This is a genomic window from Pseudomonas sp. REP124 (assembly GCF_020164475.1).
In the GTDB taxonomy this organism is placed as follows: domain Bacteria; phylum Pseudomonadota; class Gammaproteobacteria; order Pseudomonadales; family Pseudomonadaceae; genus Aquipseudomonas.
In genome coordinates, this window is the sequence record NZ_JAIQWX010000005.1 from 23,719 (window position 1) to 46,804 (window position 23,086).

19 protein-coding genes are annotated in these 23,086 nt (G+C 61.9%); 7 read left to right on the plus strand and 12 right to left on the minus strand.

All coding sequences use genetic code 11. The annotated features are described in order from the left end of the window. Positions 1-73: 73 nt before the first annotated feature. From K9857_RS02400 to K9857_RS02450, 10 genes are all read right to left on the minus strand, one after another. The gene (locus K9857_RS02400) at positions 74-1,144 is read right to left on the minus strand and encodes an ABC transporter ATP-binding protein (protein ID WP_224533315.1); all 1,071 of its coding nucleotides are present in this window, start codon (positions 1,142-1,144) and stop codon (positions 74-76) included. Beyond that, complete coding sequence (locus K9857_RS02405) at positions 1,141-2,739, minus strand: ABC transporter permease (RefSeq protein WP_224533370.1); 1,599 nt, start codon at positions 2,737-2,739, stop codon at positions 1,141-1,143. The genes K9857_RS02400 and K9857_RS02405 overlap by 4 nt, the downstream gene beginning before the upstream one ends. 3 nt (positions 2,740-2,742) lie before the next feature. Next, positions 2,743-3,756 carry an iron ABC transporter substrate-binding protein gene (locus K9857_RS02410; protein WP_224533316.1) on the minus strand — a complete coding sequence of 338 codons (1,014 nt, stop codon included), beginning with the start codon at positions 3,754-3,756 and terminating at the stop codon, positions 2,743-2,745. A 198-nt stretch (positions 3,757-3,954) separates the two neighbouring features. Then, positions 3,955-4,509, minus strand: a complete 555-nt coding sequence (locus tag K9857_RS02415; protein WP_224533317.1) for a membrane integrity-associated transporter subunit PqiC — start codon at positions 4,507-4,509, stop codon at positions 3,955-3,957. 17 nt (positions 4,510-4,526) lie between these two features. Beyond that, positions 4,527-6,203: an intermembrane transport protein PqiB gene (locus tag K9857_RS02420; RefSeq protein ID WP_224533318.1), complete on the minus strand. Its 1,677-nt coding sequence runs from the start codon at positions 6,201-6,203 to the stop codon at positions 4,527-4,529. After that, entirely contained in the window at positions 6,184-6,852 is a 669-nt protein-coding gene (locus K9857_RS02425; RefSeq protein ID WP_224533319.1) for a paraquat-inducible protein A, read from the minus strand. The genes K9857_RS02420 and K9857_RS02425 overlap by 20 nt, the downstream gene beginning before the upstream one ends. Next, positions 6,849-7,445 (minus strand): paraquat-inducible protein A, encoded by a 597-nt coding sequence (locus K9857_RS02430; RefSeq protein WP_224533320.1) that lies wholly within the window; start codon positions 7,443-7,445, stop codon positions 6,849-6,851. Before K9857_RS02430 ends, K9857_RS02425 begins: the two co-directional genes overlap by 4 nt. Before the next feature lie 301 nt (positions 7,446-7,746). Then, positions 7,747-9,048, minus strand: coding sequence for an NAD(P)/FAD-dependent oxidoreductase (locus tag K9857_RS02435; protein WP_224533321.1), 1,302 nt, complete (start codon positions 9,046-9,048; stop codon positions 7,747-7,749). Beyond that, the gene (locus K9857_RS02440; RefSeq protein WP_224533322.1) at positions 9,045-10,133 is read right to left on the minus strand and encodes a polyamine ABC transporter substrate-binding protein; all 1,089 of its coding nucleotides are present in this window, start codon (positions 10,131-10,133) and stop codon (positions 9,045-9,047) included. Before K9857_RS02440 ends, K9857_RS02435 begins: the two co-directional genes overlap by 4 nt. A gap of 300 nt (positions 10,134-10,433) precedes the next feature. Beyond that, on the minus strand, positions 10,434-11,792 hold the full coding sequence (locus K9857_RS02450) for a glutamine synthetase family protein (protein ID WP_224533323.1): 1,359 nt from the start codon (positions 11,790-11,792) through the stop codon (positions 10,434-10,436). 161 nt (positions 11,793-11,953) lie between these two features. Here K9857_RS02450 and K9857_RS02455 point away from each other — a divergent pair, with 161 nt between their 5' ends. Beyond that, on the plus strand, positions 11,954-12,886 hold the full coding sequence (locus K9857_RS02455) for a helix-turn-helix domain-containing protein (RefSeq protein WP_224533324.1): 933 nt from the start codon (positions 11,954-11,956) through the stop codon (positions 12,884-12,886). Here the strand turns inward: K9857_RS02455 and K9857_RS02460 are convergent. Both K9857_RS02460 and K9857_RS02465 read right to left on the minus strand, forming a co-directional pair. Next, the gene (locus K9857_RS02460) at positions 12,883-13,479 is read right to left on the minus strand and encodes a cupin domain-containing protein (RefSeq protein ID WP_224533325.1); all 597 of its coding nucleotides are present in this window, start codon (positions 13,477-13,479) and stop codon (positions 12,883-12,885) included. The genes K9857_RS02455 and K9857_RS02460 overlap by 4 nt on opposite strands. Before the next feature lie 158 nt (positions 13,480-13,637). Next, on the minus strand, positions 13,638-15,599 hold the full coding sequence (locus tag K9857_RS02465) for an FAD-dependent oxidoreductase (RefSeq protein WP_224533326.1): 1,962 nt from the start codon (positions 15,597-15,599) through the stop codon (positions 13,638-13,640). A 221-nt stretch (positions 15,600-15,820) separates the two neighbouring features. On the opposite strand from K9857_RS02465, the gene K9857_RS02470 reads away from it, so the two are divergent. The 6 genes from K9857_RS02470 to K9857_RS02495 all read left to right on the plus strand — a co-directional run bounded on the left by K9857_RS02470 (position 15,821) and on the right by K9857_RS02495 (position 22,953). Continuing rightward, complete coding sequence (locus K9857_RS02470) at positions 15,821-16,603, plus strand: class II aldolase/adducin family protein (RefSeq protein WP_224533327.1); 783 nt, start codon at positions 15,821-15,823, stop codon at positions 16,601-16,603. A 240-nt stretch (positions 16,604-16,843) separates the two neighbouring features. Next, positions 16,844-17,491, plus strand: coding sequence for a TetR family transcriptional regulator C-terminal domain-containing protein (locus K9857_RS02475; protein ID WP_224533328.1), 648 nt, complete (start codon positions 16,844-16,846; stop codon positions 17,489-17,491). Between the two features lie 92 nt (positions 17,492-17,583). Further along, complete coding sequence (locus K9857_RS02480) at positions 17,584-18,300, plus strand: response regulator (protein WP_224533329.1); 717 nt, start codon at positions 17,584-17,586, stop codon at positions 18,298-18,300. A gap of 5 nt (positions 18,301-18,305) precedes the next feature. Then, positions 18,306-19,082 carry a substrate-binding periplasmic protein gene (locus K9857_RS02485; RefSeq protein WP_224533371.1) on the plus strand — a complete coding sequence of 259 codons (777 nt, stop codon included), beginning with the start codon at positions 18,306-18,308 and terminating at the stop codon, positions 19,080-19,082. Further along, positions 19,079-21,331, plus strand: a complete 2,253-nt coding sequence (locus K9857_RS02490; RefSeq protein ID WP_224533330.1) for an ATP-binding protein — start codon at positions 19,079-19,081, stop codon at positions 21,329-21,331. The genes K9857_RS02485 and K9857_RS02490 overlap by 4 nt, the downstream gene beginning before the upstream one ends. A 209-nt stretch (positions 21,332-21,540) precedes the next feature. Further along, the gene (locus K9857_RS02495; RefSeq protein ID WP_224533331.1) at positions 21,541-22,953 is read left to right on the plus strand and encodes an amino acid permease; all 1,413 of its coding nucleotides are present in this window, start codon (positions 21,541-21,543) and stop codon (positions 22,951-22,953) included. Positions 22,954-23,086 lie beyond the last annotated feature (133 nt).

Consider the following 23,086-nt stretch of genomic DNA (forward strand, 5'->3'; position numbering starts at 1 on the left):
TGATGTGCCGACCTCGTCGCGGGCAAGCCCGCTCCGACAGGGATTGTGATATCCCCGCGGGAATTTGCCGGATCTACGCTTCGTTCAGCACATGCGCATGTCCTATGGTCGAGACGTGAACGGCGCTGCCTGCGGGCGGGGCGTACATGCCGGAGCTGCGTACGAGCAGCGACCGACCCGACTGCTCTCCGCTCGCAGAGGCTTGCAGTTCCACGGTCAGGGTGCAGGTGTTGCCGCTAAAGTCGCGGTCAGTGACGACGGCGCGGCAGCCGGTGACTTCGGCGGTGTGGGGCAGGATGTTGGCCAGTTGCAACTGTTCGGGGCGCAGCATGATTTGGGCGGCGCTGTTGTTGCGGTGGTTGTTGACGGGGATGCGGCCCAGGTCGCAATGGGCCCAGCCGGCTTCGATGCGGGCCGGCATGACCACGGCATCGCCCAGGAACAGCGCGGTCTGGACATCGCCGGGGTAGCGGTAGAGATCCAGCGGATGGCCGGACTGCACCAGGCGACCATGGCGCATCACCGCCAGTTGATCGGCGAAGGACAGCGCTTCGCTCTGATCGTGGGTGACCAGGATGGTGGTGACGCCGGCTTCGGCCAGCAGGCGTGCCACCAGTTTGCGCATGTTGGCGCGCAGGCCGGTGTCGAGGGCCGAGAACGGCTCGTCCAGCAGCATCAGCCGTGGTTGCTGGGCCAACGCCCGTGCCAGCGCCACCCGTTGCTGCTGACCGCCGGACAGCTCATGGGGCCAGCGCTGGGCCATATTTGAATCCAGCGCGACGCTGTCCATCAGTTCGGCGATGCGCTGATGCCTTTCTTCACCCTTGGTCGCCAGGCCGAAGCCAATATTCGCCGCCACCGTCATGTGCGGGAACAGCGCGCCGTCCTGCGGCACATAGCCGATCAGACGCTGGTGTGCCGGGACTTCATGGGTGCTGTCGACCAGGGTCTGGCCGTTGAGCGAGAGTCGGCCGGAGTCCGGGAACTCGAAGCCGGCGATCATCCGCAACAGGGTGGTCTTGCCCGACCCCGACGGACCGACGATCACCGTGCGGCTGCCGGTGGGCACCGACAGGCTGACGTTATCCAGGGCCTTGTGCGTGCCGTAGTGTTTGGTGAGCGAATGCAGTTCCAGAGTGTTCATCGGCCGGCCGTTTTCTTGGATTGGTGATAAAGAATTGCGGTCAACGGAAGCGACAGCACAATCATCATCAGGGCATAGGGCGCCGCAGCGGCATAGTCGATTTCGCTGGTCATGGCCCAGAAACCGGTAGCCAGGGTGCGCGTGCCGTTGGGGGCGAGCAGCAGGGTGGCGGTCAGTTCGTTGGTGATCGCCAGGAATACCAGCGCGGCGCCCGCCGCCGCGCCCGGCGCCGCCAGACGCAGGGTGATCAGCCACAGCGCATGGCTCGGCGAGCGGCCGAGGCTGCGCGCCATGTTCTCCAGTTCCACCGGTGCCTGGGCGATTCCCGCCCGCAGGCTGACCAGCGCCCGGGGCAGGAACATCAGCAGATAAGCCAGCAGCACCGTGATGGTGGTCTGGTAGATCGGCCGGGCGAAGTGGATGGTCACGGTGACCAGTGCCAGCGCAACGACAATTCCCGGCAGGGCGCTGGTGATGTAGTTGCAGCTTTCCAGCAACCGTTGCAGGCGGCCGGGTGAGCGAATCGACAGCCAGGCGATCGGAATCGCCGCGCAGGTGGTCAGGGCCGCGCCTGCCACGCCAAACAGCAGAGTCTGCTCAAGTGCCGGCAACAGCTCAGGCAAATCCCAGACCTCCAGTCCTCCGGCAATCAGCCACTTGCCCAGCGTGATCAGGGGCACGCCCAAGGCCAGGGCACAGGTGACGATCTGCAAGAGCAATGCGAACAATGTTGCCGGACGCCTCAGGTTGACCACCCGTTGTTCCCGGGCGCTACCGGAGCCGACGCGGGCATAGCGGGCATGGCCACGGGCGGCGGATTCGACGGTCAGCATCACCAGGCAGCACAAGGCCAACACCCCAGCCAGCAGATTGGCGGCAGGTCCGTTGAAGGTGGATTTGAACTGATCGAAGATCGCCGTGGTGAAGGTGTCGAAGCGGATCATCGCGTACAGGCCGTACTCGGCCAGCAAATGCAGACCCACCAGCAGCGCACCGCCGCAGATGGCCAGGCGCAGTTGCGGCAGCACCACCCGGAAGAATACCGCCCAGGGCTTGAGGCCCATGGATTCGGCGACGTCCTCGATGGCCGGGTCCAGTCGGCGCAGCGTCGCGGCAACCGGCAGGTACAGGAACGGGAAGTAGGCGATCACCGAGACCAGCACCCCGGCGAACAGCCCGTGAATCGGCGGCACCAGACTGACCCAGGCATAGCTGTGGACGAACGCCGGCACCGCCAGTGGCGCGGTTGCCAGCAACGACCAGGCGCGACGGCCGGGCAGGTTAGTGCGTTCGGTGAGCCACGCCAGGGTCACCCCCAGCGTGATGCACAAGGGCACGGTGATGACGGTCAGCAACACGGTGTTGACCATCAGTTCCCCGACCCGAGGCCGGAAAACCAGCGGCACCACCTGGCTCCAGCCGGTATCCAGGTAAACGCCGATGACGAAGGCGATGGGCAGCAGAGCCAGCAACGAAACCAGCAGCGACAGGCTGACCACCCACGCGCCGCCACGGCTCGCGAGCAGGTCGCGCGATCGTCGACGCAGGTTGGCGGATGTCTGCTGTGCGACATCCGCCGGCAGGATTTCAGGTATCAATTAAAGCAGTCCGGCCTGAGTCATCAGCTCCACGGCTTTTTTGCTGTCGAGTTTCGACGCATCGACGCTTGGCGCATCGAGCTGCTGCAAAGGCACCAGTTTGGGGTTGGATTGCGCGTCTTTGCCCACGGCATATTCAAACGACTTGCCGTCCCTGAGCACCGCCTGACCGTCCTTGCCGGTGATGTACTTCAGGAACGCCTGGGCCTGTTCCTGATGTTTGCTGGAAGCCAGCACGCCGCCACCGGAAATGCTCACGAACGCTCCCGGATCCTTGTGCTTGAAGTAGTGCAGGGCAGTGTTCTTGCTGTTCTCGCCGGTCTTGTTCTGATCGACGTAGTAGTAATAGTGATAGATCACGCCGCTGTCGATCTGCCCGGCATTCACCGCCTTGAGCACCGAGCTGTTGCCACGGTAGGCGGTGAAGTTGGTTTTCATCGCCTTGAGCCAGTCGAGGGTCGCGGTTTCGCCTTTCTGCTGAAGAATCGCCGCGACGATGGCCTGGAAGTCGGCGCCGCCCGGCGATGCAGCCCAGCGACCTTTCCATGCAGGGTCAGCGAGATCCATGATCGATTTCGGCAGTTGCGCTTCGGTCAGCTTGCTCGGGTTGTAGACGAACACCGTCGAGCGTGCGGCGATTCCGACCCATTTGCCGTGGGCCGGACGATAGGCGGGGTCGACCTGTTCCAGCGTGGCCTTGTCGACCGGTGCGAACAGGCCCGCGTTGTCGACCAGGACCATGGCAGGGGAGTTTTCCGTCAGGAATACGTCTGCCGGCGAGGAAGCGCCTTCCTGCACGATCTGGTTGCCCATCTCGGTGTCGTCGCCATTGCGCAAGGTAACCGGAATCCCGGTTTCCTCAGTGAAGCCCTCAACCCAGGCTTTGGTCAGGCCTTCGTGCTGCGCGTTGTACACCACGATGCCGACGCTATCGGCTGCATACACGTGGCCGGCACTCACCAGAGCGGTGGCCAGCAGGGCTTTTTTCAGGAAGGACGGGATTCGGGCGATCATGCTATGGCAGCTCCAGTATTTTGATCGAGCAAGCAGATTCGACGGCGGGGACGTCGATTATTGTAGATCAATAGGAATCATTTGCAGGTTTGGGGCGGCGGCAAATGTAATGGGTGAAATGAGAAAAATTCGTTAATTGTTTGTGGTGCTCAAAACTGTGGGAGCGGGCTTGCTCGCTCCCACAGGGGGGTTGTGTTGTCAGCCGGGATTTGTGGATGGGCAGGCCTTCTGCGTACCGTTAGACGCCTGGCTGATCAAGGCTGCCAGGCGCTTTACGTTGGTCTGCTGCGCCGCCACCAGTTCATCGATGGACGGGCCTGAGCGGGTCTGCAAGGTGCTGCGGCAAGACATCGTCACGACGTCGTCACTGCGCAAACGCCACTTCACATCCAGCAACCCGTATTGGCCGGGAATCGAGTCGAAGCGCTGCACTTCAAGACGTACCGAGACCTTGCGTTGCGGGCTGCCGTTGACCATCTGATCGAGCATGGCGCTGCGCAGTTCGTCCACCAGGCTGGCTCCCCACCACTGGGTTTCGAGGATAGCCATGCCGGTATTGCCCTCGCGTACGACGATCTGCGGGCGATCAACTTGAGGTGGAACCGTCAGGGCTTCGATCTGGATATCCGTGGTCGCGCGGGTGTTCCCGCTCGGCATCGCCGGGGTCAGGGTGTGGAACTGAATCGGATCGCTGCGGCAGGCGGCCAGCAAGGACAGCGCGGCGATCAACGCGATTTTCAGCGGAAAAGCCATGGGTGATGCTCCTTTGGTCATTTGCTTGGCGGCCCTTTCAAATCGATTGGCGCGGCGTTGTCCGGCCGGCCGCGAATCAGCGATTCCGGATGGCGTCCCAGGTAGTCCGCGAGGTCACGCAGAGAGCGCGAAGTGCGTCCGAGCTCTTCCAGGGTCTGACCCAGTTTTTCCCTCTGCGGCGAATCGTCGGCGAGGGTCGAGTTGGCCGATTGCAGCGTGGTATTGGCCGATTGCAGGGTCTTGCTCACGTCAGTGAGGGTGTTGGAGACACCGGGCAAGGTCTTGGCGTTGAACTGGCCGAGGGTTTTGCGCATCTCCACGAGGTTGGCGTCCAGATTGCTTGCAATGCGCTCGATAGGCAGTTGATTGATCTTGGTGACCATGGCCTCGAGTTTTTCCTGCAACTGCTCCAGGCTGCCCGGAACGGTGGGGATTACCACCGGACGCGCGGTCGGATCGAACGCGACTTTCTCCGCTTTCGGGTAGAAATCCAGGGAGATGTACAACTGACCGGTCAGCAGGTTGCCGGTCCGGGCCTGGGCACGCAGACCGTTCTCGATGAACGCGCCCATGATCCGCGCTGAGCCGGCTTCGTCATTGGGGTCATGATTCAGGGCCTGGAGCATTTTGGTATGGGCCTGCCCCAGGCGCTGCGGGTAAATCACGATGCCGACATTGACGGGGAAGCTGCGTTTTTTCGCGTCGAAGTCCAGGTTGACCGACACCACCTTGCCGATCTCCACGCCGAGGAACTCCACCGGCGCATCGACCTTGAGCCCGCGCAGTGCCTGATCGAAACGCAAGGCCAGGTACTGAGCCTTGCCACTGGGCGGGGCGAGGGCGGTTTGCTGATCCTCGAAGAGCTCATAGGCATATTCTTCGGCCGCCGGTTTGTCGTTCGGGCTGTATTCGGGGGCGCGGAACGCGATGCCGCCCACCAGCAGCGACGACAGGGATTCGGTTTTTACCGCGAACCCATTGGCGCCGACGTTGACGTCAATCCCGCTGGCATTCCAGAACCGGGTGTTTTCGGTCACGTATTGATCATTGGGCGAGTTGATGAACAGGTCGATATTCACGCCCTTGCCGTCGGGGTCCAGCGCATAAGCCACCACCTGGCCGACGGGAATCTTGCGGTAGTAGACGGGGGAGCCGATGTCGAGCGAGCCCAGGTCCGGGGTGTGCAGGGTAAAGCGTTTGCCCGGTTCGCCGTAGGTGATCGGCGGCGGGTTCTCCAGGCCCTGGAAGTTCTTCGCCCGGCTGTTGTCCTGGCCGATGTCCGCGCCGATGTAGTCGCCGGACAGCAGGGTGTCGATACCCGATACGCCGCCGGCGCCGATCCGTGGCCGCACCACCCAGAACTGAGAATCCTTGCGGGTGAAGCTTTCGGCCTGCTTGGCCAGTTTAATGGTGGCGTTGACGCTCTTCTGGTCGTCGCTCAGTTCCACGTCTTCGACATGGCCGATGACCACGCTGCGGTACTTGACCTCGGTCTTGTTGGCGACCAGCCCGCTGCCGGTCTTGAAGGTCACGACGATGGTCGGTCCCTGCTGCATGATGTTGTGCACCACCAGCGAGATCCCCACCAGGACCGCGACGATCGGCACGATCCACACCAGCGACACGCTGAATCGCCGTGTCTTGATCGGCGCCTGGCCGGGGGCCTGTGGCCCGTCAGTGGCTTGTTGCTTCATCCGTGACCTCCTCAAGATATGAACCTTCGTCGCTGGTATCCCAGATCAGACGCGGGTCGAAACTCATGGCCGAGAGCATGGTGAACACCACCACCAGACCAAAGAACAGAATGCCCGCGCGCGGTTCGATGTCGGCCAGGGCCTGGAACTTCACCAGCGAAGCCACCAGGGCCACGACTATCACGTCGAGCATCGACCAGTAACCGATGACCTCGACGAAGCGGTACATTTTCGAGCGCTCCTTCTGCGCCCATAAACTCTTGCGCTGTACGGTGATCAGCAACGTACCCAGAGCGACGAATTTGATGCCCGGCACCGCGATACTGGCGATGAAAATGATCAGGGCGATGTCCCAGGCTCCGGCCTCCCAGAACTCCAGCACGCCGCTCATGATGGTGCTGTCGGCACCGTTGCCGACCATCTTGGTGTTCATCACCGGCAGCAGGTTGGCCGGTACGTAGAACACCAGCGAGGTGAGCAGATACGCCCAGGTGCGGGTCAGCGAGTTGGTCTTGCGCCGGTGCAGCGGCGCGCCACAGCGCGGGCATTCGTGGGGTTGATCGGTCATGTCGCAGGCCAGGTCACAGCTGTGGCACAGGCACAGATTCAGCTCGGCGGCTGTTGGTGGTGTTGTCTGTGAGATTGTCATTGCAGATCCCACAGGTCACGGATGTCACGGCCGGCGATACGGATCATCATCAGGCTGAGGATGGCCAGGGCGATCAGACCGATGCCGGGCAACACATCGAGGAAACCCGCGAGCTTGATCACCGCCACCATCGCGCCCAGCAGGCAGACTTCGAGCATGCTCCAGGGCCGCAGCGTTTCCAGCCAGCGCATGCAGAACTTGAAGGCCGGGGCTCGCTGATGGCCGAGAGCGAAGCAAAGGACCCAGATCAGCAGCACCAACTGGAAGATCGGGGCGATGATCATGGCGATAGCCGCCACCATCGCAATGAAGGTAATCGGCCCCAGGCTCAGTGCCAGCACCGAGTCCCACAGGGTCGCGCTGTTCTTCAGGCCTTGCAGGCTGATGCTCATGACCGGGAAGAAATTGGCGAAGATCCACAGCATCAGCGCGGTGAGGGTCAACGCCAGGCGTTGCTCGACCGTCAGGCCGTTATAACGCTGAAGCACGCCGCCGCAGCGGGTGCACAGGGTCTTCTGATGTTTGGCGAGCGTGGTTTTCTCGTACACGCAGTCGCAGTGCTCGCAAATGATCAATTGGTCTGTCGTTGCCATGGGCCAGGCTCGATGAATGCAGAATTGATGAGCACCCCCTCAATATAGAAGTGACTCGCGATTGAGCAAATCGAAAGACTGAACGAACTACGGACCGGGTTTAGTCTGACGCCACTCCATTGTGCCGAACACATACCTGTGGCGAGGGGGCTTGCCCCCGTTCGGCGGCGCAGCCGTCGTAAAACCTACATGCAAGGTTTGCCTGATGGAATGCTGGGGGCCGCTTCGCAGCCCAACGGGGCGGTGCGACGTTTCGACGAGCCCCCTCGCCACAAGGTATTGATCGCCTGTTCTGTCTTTATCAGCCAAGAACTTCACGCATGCGATACCAGAGCATGCCCAGCGCCAACAATGGCGAGCGCAACGCGCGGCCGCCGGGGAAGGTCATGTGGGGCACGGCGCTGAAGACGTCGAAACCCTGGCTGTGCCCGGCATGGATCGCTTCGCCGAGCAGTTTGGCGCACCAGTGCGTCACGTTCAGGCCATGGCCGGAATAGCCCTGGGCGTAAAACACGTTGGGGTGCTGGCTCAGGCGGCCGACCTGGGGGAAGCGATTGGCGGTGATGCCGATCTTGCCGCCCCATTGATAGTCGATGCGCACATCCGCCAGTTGCGGGAAGACCTTGAGCATCTGCGGGCGCATATAAGCCGCGATGTCCCGTGGATCACGCCCGGAATAATGGCAGGCACCACCGAACAGCAGACGCCGGTCCGCCGAGAGCCGGTAGTAATCCAGGCCGACTTTCTGGTCGCACAGCGACAGGTTGTGCGGGATCAATTGCGTCGCCAGCTCTGACGACAAAGGCTCGGTGGCGATGATATAGCTGCCGGCCGGCAGCACCTTGCCGCTGAGTTTCGGTTCGAGCTCCTCCAGATGCGCGTTGCACCCCAGTACCAGCGTGCCGGCGCGCACCGTACCGCCGGCGCAACGCACCTGCACCGTGCTGCCGTGGATGATGTCCAGGGCCGCGCTCTGCTCGAAGATCCGCACGCCCAGGCCCTGGGCCACGCGGGCCTCACCCAGCACCAGATTCAACGGGTGCAGATGACCGGAGCCCATGTCCACCAGGCCACCGGCATAGACGCCGGAATCAACCACCTGCTCACGGATCTTCCCGGGCTCGACCAGACGTATTTCGTGGACGTAGCCGGACTCCTTCAGGTGCGCATGTTCGGCCTTGAGCCCAGCAAACTGCGCCGAGGTGTTGGCCAGCTCGCAAAAGCCCCAGCGCAGGTCGCAATCGATGCCGTGCTCACGAATCCGCCGGCCCACCAGTTCCACCGACTCAACGCCGGCACGCTCCATATAGGCCACGCCCTCGGCACCCACATGCCGGGCGAAGCCGCTGACGTCATGACCGATGCCGCGAATCAGCTGCCCGCCATTGCGCCCGCTGGCGCCCCAGCCGATGCGCCGGGCCTCCAGCAAAATCACCGAGAGCCCGCGCTGAGCCAGTTCGATGGCGGTGTTGACGCCGGTAAAACCGCCGCCGATCACGCAGACATCGGCCACCAGGTCCTCATTCAGCGTGGGGAAGGGCGTCAGGTGATGGGCCGAGGCCGCGTAGTAAGACTGCGTATGTTCCTGGGTGTACTGGTTCATTGGTTGGACTTCACTTTGCTCCAGGAACGGGTCATCAGTCGCATGATCGACTGTGGCGGCGTGGTGGAGATGTAGAGCTTGTCGAGGACTTCCTGGGGCGGATACACCTCGGGATTGTTCACCAGTTCGGCATCCATGTATTGCTTGGCCGACGGGTTCGGGTTGGCGTAGCCGACCGAGGCGCTGACCTTGGCGATCACTTGCGGGTCGAGCAGGTTATTGATGAAGGCGTGAGCTTCTTTCTGGTTGCTGGCATCGGCGGGAATCGCCAGCAGGTCGAACCACAGGTTGCTGCCTTCCTTGGGAATCGCGTAGGCGATGTTCACGTTGTTCTTGGCTTCCTTGGCGCGGTTGGCGGCCTGAAACACGTCGCCGGAGTAACCGAAGGCCACGCAGATGTCGCCGTTGGCCAGGTCCGATACGTACTTGGAGGAATGGAAGTAGGTCACGTAAGGGCGGATGCTCAGCAGCTTGGCCTCGGCCTTCTTGAAGTCCTCGGGTTTTTCGCTGCGCGGGTCCATGCCCATGTAGTTGAGCACCGCCGGGAACACTTCATCCGCCGAGTCCATCATCGACACGCCGCACTGGCTGAGTTTCTTGATGTTTTCCGGCTCGAACAGCACAGCCCAGGAGTCGATGTGGTCGACGCCCAGCACTTGCTTGACCTTGTCGACGTTGTAGCCGATGCCGTTGGTGCCCCACAGGTAAGGCACGGAATGCTCGTTGCCCGGATCGTTCTTCTCCAGCAGGGCGAGCAGTTTCGGGTCGAGGTTCTTGAAGTTCGGCAGCTGCGAGCGGTCGAGCTTGAGGAAGGCGCCGGCCTTCACCTGACGGGCCAGGAAGTGGTTGGACGGCACCACCACGTCATACCCGGTGCGCCCGGCGAGCAGCTTGCCTTCGAGAGTTTCGTTGGAGTCGAAGACGTCGTAGATCACCTTGATCCCGGTCTTGGCCTGGAAGTCGGCGAGAGTGGTTTCGCCGATGTAGTCGGTCCAGTTGTAGACGCTGACGGTGGGCTGGGCCTGGGCTACGGCGCTGAACAGAGTGGCCAGGGCGAGCGGGACCATGGATTTCATTAGACGCATTTCGACACCTCTTGGAATTGTTGGAATTTTTTGGGTGATTCTTCTGGGCTTTTTGTAGGAGCGAGGCTTGCCCGCGAAAGGGGCAGCAGATTCAACATCTTCATTGCCTGACCGGACGCCTTCGCGGGCAAGCCTCGCTCCTACAGGGGAATGCGTTCCAAATGTGGGAGCGGGCTTGCTCGCGAAGGCGGTGTCTCATTCGACGAAGATGTTGAACCGGATGGCCTCTTCGCGAGCAAGCCCGCTCCCACAGGGGAATGCATCTCAAATGTGGGAGCGAGCCTGCTCGCGATGGGTTTATCAGACGCTGAGAAGCAAAAATTCACGCTCCCATGAACTGATCACCCGCTTGAAGTTCTCGTGCTCGGCGCGTTTGACCGCGACATACCCACGCACGAACTTGCTGCCCAGGTAGCGGCCGATGACGTCGCATTCTTCCATTTGGGTCAGGGCGTCTTCGATGGTGATCGGCAGGCGCAGGTTGCGGCGTTCATAGGCGCGGCCTTCCACCGCTGCACTCGGCTCGATGCCGTCGACCATGCCGATGTAACCGCACAAGAGGCTGGCGGCGATCGCCAGGTACGGGTTGGCGTCGGCTCCCGGCAGGCGGTTTTCCACGCGCATCGCTTCCGGGCCGGACGTCGGCACGCGCAGGCCTACGGTGCGGTTTTCCTCGCCCCATTCCACGTTTACCGGCGCCGAGGTGTCCGGGAGGAAACGGCGGAACGAGTTCACGTTGGGGGCGAACATCGGCAGCACCTTGGGGATGTACTTCTGCAAGCCGCCGATGTGCTGGCGGAACAGATCGCTCATCTTGCCGTCGGCATCGGCGAAGATCGGCTTGCCGGTGGCGATGTCCACCACGCTCTGGTGAATGTGCATGGCGCTGCCGGGCTCGTCGCCGATCGGCTTGGCCATGAAGGTTGCGGTCACGTTGTGCTTGAGCGCCGCTTCGCGCAGGGTACGCTTGAACACGGTGATCTGATCGGCAAGATCCAGCGCGTCGCCATGACGGAAATTGATTTCCATCTGCGCCGGGCCGTCTTCGTGGATCAGCGTATCGAGGTCCAGGCCTTGCAGTTCGCACCAGTCGTAGACGTCTTCGAACAGCGGGTCGAATTCGTTGGCCGCGTCGATGGAGAACGACTGACGACCGCTTTCCGCGCGGCCCGAACGGCCTAGCGGGGCTTTCAATGGCAGGTCCGGGTCTTCGCATCGCTGGGTCAGGTAGAACTCCATTTCCGGCGCGACGATCGGCTTCCAGCCCTTGTCGGTGTACAGCTGCAGGACTTTCTTCAGCACGTTGCGCGGCGACAGTTCGATCGGGTTGCCGAACTTGTCGAAGGTGTCGTGAATCACGATTGCGGTCGGCTCGATGGCCCATGGAATCACGTACACCGCATCGGACACCGGCTTGCAGACCATGTCGATGTCGGCCGGGTCCAGCAGGTCGTAGTAGATGTCGTCGTCGACGAAGTCCCCGGTTACCGTTTGCAACAACACACTTTCCGGCAGGCGCATGCCTCGCTCATGCAGGAACTTGTTGGTGGGTGCGATTTTGCCGCGTGCGATGCCGGTCAGGTCACTGACGACGCACTCGACTTCGGTAATCTTGTGATCTTTCAGCCAAGTGAACAGCTGATCGAAAGGGGCATTCATAAAGACCTCGTTATTGGTTTTGTGAACGCGGGGGAAGGGTGATTTCATCTGTCAGGCGCTTCCCACATGACGCGTTGACGACTATCTTGGGCGAGGCTTCAGCTTCCATCTATCCACTTTAAGCAGGACAAAACGCACCAAAAGAGTGCGTAAGGTCACCCATGACAACGTGCAATTCACTGCAGGTTCAAGCGTTCAACACCGCCGATGTCGCCGAGCAGATCCGCGCCACACCGGGCTGGGTCCAGCATTACCAACAGATGTCGCCTGGGCATTTCGCAGGCCAGGTGCGCTATCTGGATTTGCAGGGCGTGGAGATTTACGAAGAGTCGATGAACACGCGGGTCGAGCAGAATTTCAGCGCGCCGCCGGGTTCGCTGGCGTTCTGTTTCGACCGCAGCGACAACGCGCTCTACGTGCTCAATGAAGAAAGTCGCAACATCTGGATCACGCCTGAGAACTATCAGGAAATCGCCGTGGTGTTCGGCCCGCAGTTCGTCCAGCGTCATGCGCTGGATGTCGCTCGCCTGGAAGGCCTGTTCCTGGCGCCGCTCAATTGCCAGCAGAACGTGTTGTTCAGCCGCTGGCTGAGCAGCACCCTGACGCAACTGTCGCAAACCATCGATCCGCCGAGCCGCGAAGCCCTGACCGAGCAGTTGCTGGACGATTGCCTGTTCATTCTCGACAACGCCTGTGTGCGTCTGGACCAGGGCGCATTGCAGCGCCGGGCGGGGGAGCGGGCAATCATGAAGCGGGTGGGGGAATGGGCGGCGGATACACCGGAAGAACAGCTGAATCTGCTGGAGCTGGCGCAGGTCGCCGGGGTTTCATTGCGCCAGTTGCAGCATGCGTTCAAGACCTACACCGGCATGGCCCCGACCCAGTGGCTGCGCCTGCGTCGACTCAACAGCGCCCGGCGTGAATTGCTCAGCCGCACGCCGACGCAAACCACCGTCGCCGAAGTGGCGATGCACTGGTCGTTCTGGCATTTGGGCCGGTTTTCCAGCAGCTACCGCGCGCTGTTCAAGGAGTTGCCCAGCGACACCCTGAAACGCGCGAGCACCGCACAACCCGCAGGGCGCGGGCGGCGTTAGAAGGTCGGCGGGGTAATCACCCAGATCACCACGGCGTCCACGTCACCGGGGTTGCCGTAGCGGTGCGGTTCCTGGCTGGAGAAGCTGAAGCTGTCGCCTTCGTTGAGCTGGAAATAGCGCTCGCCCACCCACAATTCGAACTGGCCGGACAACAGGTAACCGGCTTCTTCGCCTTCGTGGCTGTAGCTTTGCTGGCTGTAGGTGCCCGGCGGGAAACGCGAGTGGAGCATTTCCAGTTGGCGGTTCGGCGGCGGGGTCAGCAGCTGATCGACGATGCCATCCTCGTAATGCACGCTCAGGCGACTGTTCTTGCGCACCACCACGCCATCGTCTTCGGGGTTGGTATTGGCTTCGCTGGCGAAGAACCACTGGATGGTCACGCCCAGGCTGCGGGCGATGTTGAACAGCGCCGGGATCGACGGGTAGGCGAGGTTGCGTTCCAGCTGGCTGATGTAGCCGGCGGTGAGTTCGCTCTGCTGCGCCAGCTCCGCCAGGGTCATGCCCCGACGCTTGCGCAGGCCGCGAATGCGCGTGCCGAGGAAATGCGGCTCGGTGCTGCCGGTGGACGGTGATGGGGTGGTGCTGTTACTCATAGTTGCGAACCTGCATCGTCTGTAGGAGCGAGCATGCTCGCGATGGTGGTCAACGATAATGTTGGCGGCCTGACACCCCGCGGTGCCTGTGCCTCCATCGCGAGCATGCTCGCTCCTACAGGGGGGCGATCATCTGAAGGCCCGGAGTATAAACAGCCTCAAAGCTCCCACGCGACTTTCAGCCCTTCATAAATCGCTTCTTCGGCGGTACGCGGTGCCAGGCAGTCGCCGATGCGGCGGAATTCCACCAGACCCTTCAATTCATCCCCCAGCGTGTCGACCGGCTGATGCCCCTGGCACAGCACCAGGGTGTCGATGTTTTCCATCAGCATCGCCTCGCCACTGGCGGTGTGTTGCAGGTAGACAGTGTTGTCGTCGCAACCGTACAGCCGCGCATACGGCGTGATCGGGATGCCCAGTTTGTGCAGCTCGCCGGCCAGTTGATCGCGCACGTACAGCGGCAGGTTTTCCCCGCAATGGGTGCCGTTGACCGCCAGTTGCACCTGATGCCCGGCGCGGGTCAGGCGTTCGGCGATGCCGGGGCCGATCCAGTCGCAGCGCCAGTCGACCACCACCACCGAACGGCCGATTTTCACCTCATCGCGCAGCACCTGCCAGGCATCCACCACCTGCAATTCGCCGCCGCGCTCGAAGTGCGGCCAGTAGGGTTCGGCGCCGGTGGCAACGATCACGATGTCCGGTTTTTCCTGCTCCACCAGCGCCCGGTCGACCCGGGTGTTGCGCACCACGCGCACGCCAGCGAGTTCCATTTCCCGTTGCAGGTTGGTGCTGGCGCCGCCGAATTCGCTTCGGCGTGGCAGCAATTGCGCGAGCAATACCTGGCCACCCAGTTGTGAGCTGGCTTCGTACAGCGTCACTTCATGCCCGCGTTGCGCCGCCACTGCAGCGGCCTTCATGCCGGCAGGGCCGCCGCCGGCGATCATGATGCGCTTGCGGGTTTTCGCCGGCTGGCGCTGGCCGAAGATCAGCTCGCGCCCGGTTTCCGGGGCCTGGATACAGGAGATCGGCAGGCCTTTGTGGAAGTGCCCGATGCATGCCTGATTGCAGGCGATGCAGGCGCGCACGTCTTCGACGTGGCCGGTGTCGGTCTTGTTCGGCATCTGCGGGTCGCAGATCAGCGCGCGGGTCATGCCGCAAACGTCGGCCTGGCCCCGGGCGATGATCAGCTCGGCTTCCTGGGGCTGGTTGATGCGCCCGGTAACGAACAACGGAATGTCCAGGCTGGCCTTGAAGGTCCCGGCTTCCTTGGCCAGGTAGGCCGCTTCGATGGCCATCGGCGGCACGATATGCACCGCGCCACCGAGTGACGCCGAGGTGCCGGCGACGATGTGCACGTAATCCACTTGCGTCTGCAGCAATTTCACCGCGGCCAGGGATTCGTCCTCGGTCAGGCCTTCCGGGTCGCGCTCGTCGGCGGAAATACGCAGGCCGACGATGAAGTGGTCATCGGTGCTGGCGCGAATCGCGGCGATGATTTCCCGCAGGAAGCGCAGGCGCTGTTCCAGTTCGCCGTTGTAGCCGTCGGTGCGGCGGTTGACCCGCGGGTTGATGAACTGCGCCGGCAGATAACCGTGGCTGGCCACCACTTCCACGCCGTCGATCCCGGCCTGATGCAGGCGCCGGGCGGCTGCGGCGTAACCGGCGATAATCTCGTCGATCATGTCCTGATCCAGCGTACGCGGCATCACCCGGAAGCGCTCGTTGGGCACTGAGGATGCGGAGTAGGCCACCGCCAGCAACCCATCGCTGGACTCCATGATTTCCCGCCCCGGATGGAACACCTGGGACAGCACCACGGTGCCGTGGGCGTGGCAGGTTTCGGCGAGTTTGCGGTAGCCGTCGATGCACGCATCGTCGGTGGCCATCAGCACATGGGAGGTGTACCGCGCACTGTCATGCACGCCGGCCACCTGCAACACGATCAGCCCGGCACCGCCTTCGGCGCGGGCCCGGTGATAGGCGATCAACTGTTCGTTGACCAGGTTGTCGGTGGGCATCGAGGTGTCGTGACCGCTGGACATGATGCGGTTTTTCAGGCGCTTGCCACGGATCTGCAAGGGTTCGAACAGGTGCGCGAAGGCAGGTGTCGAGGTGGACATGGGGCGGGTACTCCAGCGGGTTCAAGCCGAAAGACCGGGTTTTCGGCATTGTTATTATTGGTCTATATAAATTTACCAAAAGTAAAAAAATAACATAAATATTTACTGAGGGTGAAGTTTTACTCGCCGTTATCTCCGGTGAACAGCTCAGTGCGGCTGGACGGGCGTGGGGTTGCGCACGTACTGTCTGCACCTGCCGATCAGCCTGGAGACCCAAAACAATGAACGAGATCGCGACCCATCTGCCACGCAGTGCCACGGAACAACGACTGCGCGAAGAGTTGGCGGCCTGTTATCGCCTGATTGCGCATTTCCGCATGACTGATCTGATCTTCACCCATATTTCGGTGCGTTTGCCGGGGCCGGAGCATCATTTCCTGATCAACCCTTATGGGCTGATGTTCGACGAAATCACCGCGTCGAATCTGGTGAAGATCGATTTGCAGGGAAGGGCGGTGGAGCCTTCGCCGTATCCGGTCAATCCTGCGGGGTTTGTGATTCACAGCGCGATTCACGGGGCTCGAGAGGATGCGCAATGTGTGTTGCATACCCACACCAAGGCCGGGTGTGCGGTGGCGGCGTTGAAGTGCGGGTTGTTGCCGGTGAATCAGATTTCCATGGAGTTTTATGGTCGGGTTGCGTACCACGACTATGAAGGTGTGGCGCTGGATTTGAGCGAGCAGCAGCGGTTGGTGGCGGACATCGGGGACAAGCCGGTGTTGATGTTGCGTAATCATGGATTGTTGACCGTGGGGGAGACGGTGAGTCAGGCGTTTTTGCGCATGTATTACCTGGAAAAGGCTTGTGAGATACAGCTGGCTGCGCAGGCGGCTGGGGAGTTGGTGTTGCCGTCGGCTGAGGTGTGTGAGCATACCGAGCGGCAGTTCAATGAACCGGGGCGGCCGTTGGAAGAGGGTGAGCTGAGTGATCCGGATGCGATGCAATTAGCTTGGGCGGCGATGTTGCGGTTGTTGGATCGCGTGGCGCCGGGGTATCGGGATTAAGTTGGGTTGATGGTTGGTTGGGCCGGCCTCTTCGCGGGCAAGCCTCGCTCCTACGGGATTCGATGTCGTTCACGATTTCCTGTGCCGCCACCGTCCACTGTAGGAGCGAGGCCTGCCCGCGAAGGCGGTGTTTCAGACAACAACTGTGCTCGGGTGTACTCGATGTTCGCTCTTGCTGTACAGTCGTTCAGCTCACCTTGAAATCCCGAGCCCCATGACTGAACCCAGGAGCATGTCGCCATGAATCAGGAAGCCCGTTTTTCCCGCATGGAACCGGAGGTACGCAAGGCCAATCTGATCGAGGCGACGTTGGTGTGCCTCAAGCGGCATGGCTTCCAGGGCGCTTCGATTCGCAAGATTTCCGCTGAGGCCGGGGTGTCGGTGGGGCTGATCAGCCATCACTATTCCGGCAAGGACGAACTCGTGGCTGAGGCCTACATGTCGATCACCAGCCGGGTCATGACCCTGCTGCGCGACGCCATGGAGCAGGCCGCTCCCAATGCCCGCGAGCGCCTGTCGGCGTTTTTCCGCGGTTCCTTCTCCGCCGAACTGCTCGATCCGCAACTGATCGACGCTTGGCTGGCGTTCTGGGGCGCGGTGAAAACCGCCGAGGCGATCAACAAGGCCCACGATGATTCCTACGGCGAGTACCGCGACATCTTGAGCAAGGTGCTGAAGGACCTTGCAGCGGAAGAGGACTGGGAAAACTTCGACGCCGATCTCGCCGCGATCAGCCTCAGCGCCCTGCTCGATGGCCTGTGGCTGGAGCTTGGCCTGAACCCCGGCACCTTCACCCCTGAGCAGGGCATCCTGATTTGCGAAGCCTGGGTCGATGGGCTTCAGGCCGGTGGCCGCCAGCGTTTCTGCGTGCAGACGAGCAGCTGTTGATCGACTGTTCAGCTATCGATACTCTCAAGCCTTGATGCAGCAAAACACTCTAATAAGAAATACGCCTTCGGGCCTGTGCAGGACACCCAGCAATGACTCCTCGGGTACTGATCGTCGATGACGATCCGCTGATTCGCGATCTGTTGCACGCCTACCTTTCCCAGGAAGGTTACGACGTTCATTGCGCCGCCACGGCGGAACTGGCCGAAACCTTCCTGGCCAGCCAGACCGTTGACCTGGTCATGCTCGACATCCGCCTGCCGGGCAAGGACGGCCTGACCCTGACCCGTGAACTGCGGGTACGTTCGGAAGTGGGGATCATCCTGATCACCGGGCGCAACGATGAAATCGACCGCATCGTCGGCCTGGAATGCGGTGCCGACGACTACGTGATCAAGCCCCTCAACCCCCGCGAACTGGTGTCCCGGGCGAAGAATCTGATTCGCCGGGTGCGCCACGCGCAATCGCCACAACCGGTGGCCACGGTGGCCAAACCGGTCAAGCAGTTCGCCGACTGGGCGCTGGACACCGATCGCCGCCGCCTGATCGATCCGGCCGGCGGCGAAACCCTGCTGACCCACGGCGAATACCAGCTGCTCAGCGTGTTCCTGCGCAACAGCGGCCACACCCTCAGTCGCGATCAATTGATGGACCAGATCCGCAACCGCGAATGGGTGCCCAACGATCGCTCCATCGACGTGCTGGTGGGCCGCTTGCGCCGCAAGCTGCACGACGATCCCGCCGAACCGCAATTGATCATCACCATCCATGGCGCCGGCTACCTGTTCACGGCCAGTCTGGCGGCGTGATGGCGGTGCGGCGACTGCTCTGGCTACTGCTGACGCTGGTCGCCAGCCAATGCGCCTTTACGGCAGAGAAAGTGCGCTACTGCGATTATCCGGTCTATCCGCCGATTTCCTGGAGCGACGGCAAGCAGGTTCGTGGCCTGGCGCCGAGCGTGGTGAAGAAACTGTTCGGCGAACTGGGCTACGAGGTCGAGATCGTGGTGTTGGGCAACTGGAAACGCTGCCTGCTCGATGCCGCCGAAGGCCGGGTCGACGTGGTGCTGGCTTACAGCAGTCCGGAGCGCGAGCGCAGCATGCTGTTTTCCACGGTGCCGGTGTTGCGTGAGGAAGTGGCGTTGTTCATCAATCGCCAGCGCCCGGTGAAATTCGAGAAACTCGAAGACCTGGCCCATTACCGCGGCGGCCTGCTGTTCGGTGAAAGCTACGGCCCGGAGTTCGATCGCATGGTGGCGCAGAACAACAACATCGAATGGGTCTCGGACAGCCGGCAGAACTTCGGGAAGCTGATTCGCGGGCGCATCGACTTCATCACCCAGGAACGCCGCACCGGCCAGCTGTACGTGGAAAACCTGCCGGGTGCCCAGGACATCGTCGCCTTGCCCAATGCCCTGAGCGTCGACTATCTGCGGGTCGCGGTTTCCCGTCTTTCGCCGCTGGCCGCGCACATGCCGCAAATCAACGCGCAATTGCAGCGCATGGCGGACGCCGGTGACATCGAGCGCCTGCTCGACGAGAGCGAAGTGACCTATCGCGACATGATCAACCTGCCGGCGAACGAACGATGATCCGCGCCCGTCCCGGTGGTCTGCTGCGGCGCCTGCTGCTGTTCATTCTGTTGTTCAGCCTGTGCTTCACCGTGCTCGCCAGCAGTGTGCAGCTGTACATCGAATATCGCCGGGAAATGCGCGACATCGACTCGCGCATGGAACTGATCCGCGCCGGCTATCTGGCGAGCCTCGAACGCAGCCTGTGGGATCTGAACCAGGAGCAATTGAACGTGCAGTTGCGCGGCCTGGTGGATTTTTCCGATGTGGCGCGGGTGCACCTGACCAGTGCCGATTACGATCTAGTGCACGGCAATCCGTACCCCATAGGGCCGTTGCGCATCGAGCGCTTTGCCCTGGATTACCAACCGCCATCCGGACCGTTGCGCCACCTTGGCGAGCTGGAAGTCAGCACCGACCTGGGCGCGGTCTATCAACGCCTGTACGCGAGCGGCCTGACCAGCCTGTTGTGGATGGGCGCGTTTCTCTGCGGGCTGGCGGTGGCGCTGTCGGGTCTGTTCTATCGTCTGGTCACCCGTCATCTGAAAGTCATGGCCGAATTCGCTCGCAGCATTGCCGCCGGGCGTTGGCATGAGCCATTGCATCTGGGCAAGCGGCGCGGTGCACTGGAAGACGAAATCGACACCGTGGCCCACGCCCTGGACGACATGCGCCGGGCGATCCTCAGCGACATCGACCGCCGGGAAAGCGATCGCCTGGCCTTGCAGGACAACCGCGACGAACTGCAACGGATGGTCGAACGACGCACCGCCAGCCTGATGCGCGCCAAGGAGGAAGCCGAAGCGGCCAACCACGCCAAGTCACGGTTCCTGGCGACCATGAGCCACGAGTTGCGCACGCCACTGAACGGTATTCTCGGCATGGCCGAACTGCTGCGCGGCGCCAGTCTGAACCCGCAGGACAGCAAGCGTCTAGACGCCCTGCACAAGGCCGGCGAAGGACTGCTGAGCATCCTCAACGAAGTGCTGTTTTTCGCGAAACTGGAGGAGGGCGCGAGTCTGCCCGAGCCGGTGGACTTCTCGCTTCGCCAGTTGCTCGATGAAGTACTGACCCTGCTTGAGCCCAAGGCGCTGAGCAACGACACCATCCTGCTGTGCCGCGTGGATGAGCGGGTGGCGGTGCGTCATCACGGCGCCGAGCAATTTCTGCGGCAGATCCTCAGCAACCTGCTGGCCAACGCGATCAAATTCACCCAGGACGGCGAAGTCAGTGTCGAAGTGGCTTTGCTCGCGCAATCTGAAGGGCAGCATTTGCGGGTCAGCGTCACCGATAACGGCATCGGCATCACGCCCGAGATGCAGGCGAAGATTTTCGAGCGTTTCACCCAGGCCAGCGAAGAAATCGCCCAGCGCTTTGGCGGCACCGGCCTGGGGCTGGCGATCTGCAAACATCTGGTGGAATACATGGGCGGCAGCATCGGCGTCAGCAGTGAGGTCGGGCGCGGCAGTTGTTTCTGGTTCGAACTGACGTTGCACGCGGCGGGCGAAGTCATCGATGAGGCGCCGATCAGCACGCCGGGCGCGGCGCTGGACATTCTGGTGGTCGAGGATGTGGCGCTCAATCGCGAAGTGGCCGAAGGACTGCTCCAGCGCGACGGGCATCGGGTGTGGCTGGCCGAAGACGCAGAACAGGCGTTGCAACAGTGTGCCGGTCAAGTGTTCGACCTGATTCTGCTGGATGTGCACCTGCCAGGCATGAGTGGTGTCGAGTTGTGCAGCCGGTTGCGCGCAAGCGTTGGACCGAATCGCCAGACGCCGATGATCGCGCTGACCGCCAGCGTCCAGCCGGCGCTTGTTCGCAGTTATCTGGACGCGGGAATGGACGGTATCCTCGCCAAACCGCTGAAGCTCGAAAGCCTGCGCCAGGTGCTGGCGGGGCAGGCCACGGTCAAGGAGCCCCTGCAAGCGGGCGGGACCATGGACTGGCAACTGCTGCAAACCCATCGCACCTTGCTCGGCGAGCAGAAAGTGCAAGGGTTGCTGACGGTGCTACGAGATTCGATCTTGCAGCACCGCGAGGCACTGGACGAGGCGATCGAAGCTGACGATTGCACGGACGTCGCGCAACTGGCGCATCGGCTGGCCGGCAGCGGCGATTCCCTCGGCTTTCGCGGGCTGGCCGAGGTGTTGAGAAGGCTGGAAAGCGCGGCGTTGGGCAACGATGGATCTGCGATCCGAGGGCTGGCACCGACCGTTCAGGCGCAGATTCAGCGGGCGTTGCAAATCCTCGAAGACCTGCTGCAACGCTGAAATACATTTTTGTTACAACCTTCTACAACTGCGAACTTTACGTTCAACGGCAACTTACATGGCTTTCCAATAATCGACGCAACCGCCGCAGCGCGGTCTTCGAAGCTTATTGGAGATAATAATAATGATCCGCCGTAAAGCTGCTCCTTCCCTGCGCCGTGACGTCCTGTCATGCGCCTCGCACCTCTCTGAATGTTGAGGTGCCGACAATGACCTCAAACACTGATCGTCAAGGCATCCACCTGACCCGCGCCCTGAAAAGCCGGCACATTTTCATGCTGTCTTTGGGCGGCGTCATCGGCACCGGGTTGTTCATGGGCTCGGGCGTGACCATCAATCAGGGCGGCCCGTTGGGGGCGATCCTAGCCTATCTGGTCGCTGGTTTCCTGATGTACCTGGTGATGGTCTGCCTGGGCGAACTGTCGGTGCAGATGCCGGTGTCCGGTTCGTTCCAGACCCACGCCACCAAATACATCGGCCCGGCCACCGGCTTCATGATCGGCTGGGTGTACTGGATGAGTTGGGCCACCACCGTGGGCCTCGAGTTCACTGCCGCCGGGATGCTCATGACCCGCTGGTTCCCGACGGTGCCGATCTGGTACTGGTCGGCGTTTTTCGTGGTGGTGCTGTTCGGTCTCAATGCCTTGGCGACCCGTGCGTTCGGCGAGGCTGAATACTGGTTCTCGGGGATCAAGGTGGCGGCGATTCTCGGCTTTATCGTGGTGGGCGTGCTGGTGATCTTCGGCGTGATGCCGCTGACCAGTGGCGCACCGGCGCCAATGGCGAGCAACCTGATTGGCGACTCGCTGTTCCCCAATGGCCTGTCGGCGGTGTTCGCGGTGATGATGACCGTGGTCTACGCGTTTCAGGGTTGCGAGATCATGGGCGTGGCGGCCGGTGAAACCGATCAGCCGGAGAAAAGCATTCCGCGTGCCGTGCGCAACGTGGTGTTCCGCGTGCTGATTTTCTACGTGCTGGCGATCATCGTGCTGTCGGCGATCGTGCCATGGCAGCAGGCGGGGTTGATGGAGAGTCCGTTCGTGCAGGTGTTCGACATGGTCGGCATTCCTTACGCCGCGGACCTGATGAACTTCGTGATCCTCACGGCGATCCTTTCGGTGGGCAACTCGGGACTGTATGCCTCGACACGCATCCTGTGGGCGATGTCGAAAACCGGCATGGCGCCGAAAAGCCTGTCGCCATTGAGCAAGCGCGGTGTGCCGTTGCGCGCCCTGAGCATCACCCTGTGCTTTGCCCTGGTGTCGCTGCTGACCAGCTTCGTTGCGGCGGACACGCTGTTCATGGTGCTGATGGCGGTGAGCGGCATGGCCGGCACCGTGACCTGGATTGTCATCGCCCTGGCGCAGTACAAATTCCGCAAGGCGTACCTGCGTGACGGCGGCAAACTCAGCGACCTGAAATACCGCGCCCCGTGGTTCCCGGTGTTGCCGCTGACGTGTATTGCACTGTGCTGCTCGCTTTTCGTGTTCCTGGCGCTGGACGAAACTCAACGGCCTTCGCTGTATTGGGGTTTCGGGTTTATTGCGCTGTGCTATGGCGTGTACTTCCTGTTCCATCGCAAGCGTGAGGCCGTGCTGGCGCCGAGCTTGCCGAGCGCCTGATTTCCCGTACACAGCACATCCCCTGTGGGAGCGGGCTTGCTCGCGAAGGCGCCGTGTCAGACACCTCCAATGTCGGCTGACACGGCCTCTTCGCGAGCAAGCCCGCTCCCACATTTGTTTCTCTGTCGCGCAC

Coding starts and splice junctions, on each gene's coding strand:
- K9857_RS02400 (WP_224533315.1), bottom strand. CDS start 1,144: ATGAACACTCTGGAACTGCATTCGCTCACCAAACACTACGGCACGCAC.
- K9857_RS02410 (WP_224533316.1), bottom strand. CDS start 3,756: ATGATCGCCCGAATCCCGTCCTTCCTGAAAAAAGCCCTGCTGGCCACC.
- K9857_RS02415 (WP_224533317.1), bottom strand. CDS start 4,509: ATGGCTTTTCCGCTGAAAATCGCGTTGATCGCCGCGCTGTCCTTGCTG.
- K9857_RS02420 (WP_224533318.1), bottom strand. CDS start 6,203: ATGAAGCAACAAGCCACTGACGGGCCACAGGCCCCCGGCCAGGCGCCG.
- K9857_RS02425 (WP_224533319.1), bottom strand. CDS start 6,852: ATGACAATCTCACAGACAACACCACCAACAGCCGCCGAGCTGAATCTG.
- K9857_RS02430 (WP_224533320.1), bottom strand. CDS start 7,445: ATGGCAACGACAGACCAATTGATCATTTGCGAGCACTGCGACTGCGTG.
- K9857_RS02435 (WP_224533321.1), bottom strand. CDS start 9,048: ATGAACCAGTACACCCAGGAACATACGCAGTCTTACTACGCGGCCTCG.
- K9857_RS02440 (WP_224533322.1), bottom strand. CDS start 10,133: ATGCGTCTAATGAAATCCATGGTCCCGCTCGCCCTGGCCACTCTGTTC.
- K9857_RS02450 (WP_224533323.1), bottom strand. CDS start 11,792: ATGAATGCCCCTTTCGATCAGCTGTTCACTTGGCTGAAAGATCACAAG.
- K9857_RS02455 (WP_224533324.1), top strand. CDS start 11,954: ATGACAACGTGCAATTCACTGCAGGTTCAAGCGTTCAACACCGCCGAT.
- K9857_RS02460 (WP_224533325.1), bottom strand. CDS start 13,479: ATGAGTAACAGCACCACCCCATCACCGTCCACCGGCAGCACCGAGCCG.
- K9857_RS02465 (WP_224533326.1), bottom strand. CDS start 15,599: ATGTCCACCTCGACACCTGCCTTCGCGCACCTGTTCGAACCCTTGCAG.
- K9857_RS02470 (WP_224533327.1), top strand. CDS start 15,821: ATGAACGAGATCGCGACCCATCTGCCACGCAGTGCCACGGAACAACGA.
- K9857_RS02475 (WP_224533328.1), top strand. CDS start 16,844: ATGAATCAGGAAGCCCGTTTTTCCCGCATGGAACCGGAGGTACGCAAG.
- K9857_RS02480 (WP_224533329.1), top strand. CDS start 17,584: ATGACTCCTCGGGTACTGATCGTCGATGACGATCCGCTGATTCGCGAT.
- K9857_RS02490 (WP_224533330.1), top strand. CDS start 19,079: ATGATCCGCGCCCGTCCCGGTGGTCTGCTGCGGCGCCTGCTGCTGTTC.
- K9857_RS02495 (WP_224533331.1), top strand. CDS start 21,541: ATGACCTCAAACACTGATCGTCAAGGCATCCACCTGACCCGCGCCCTG.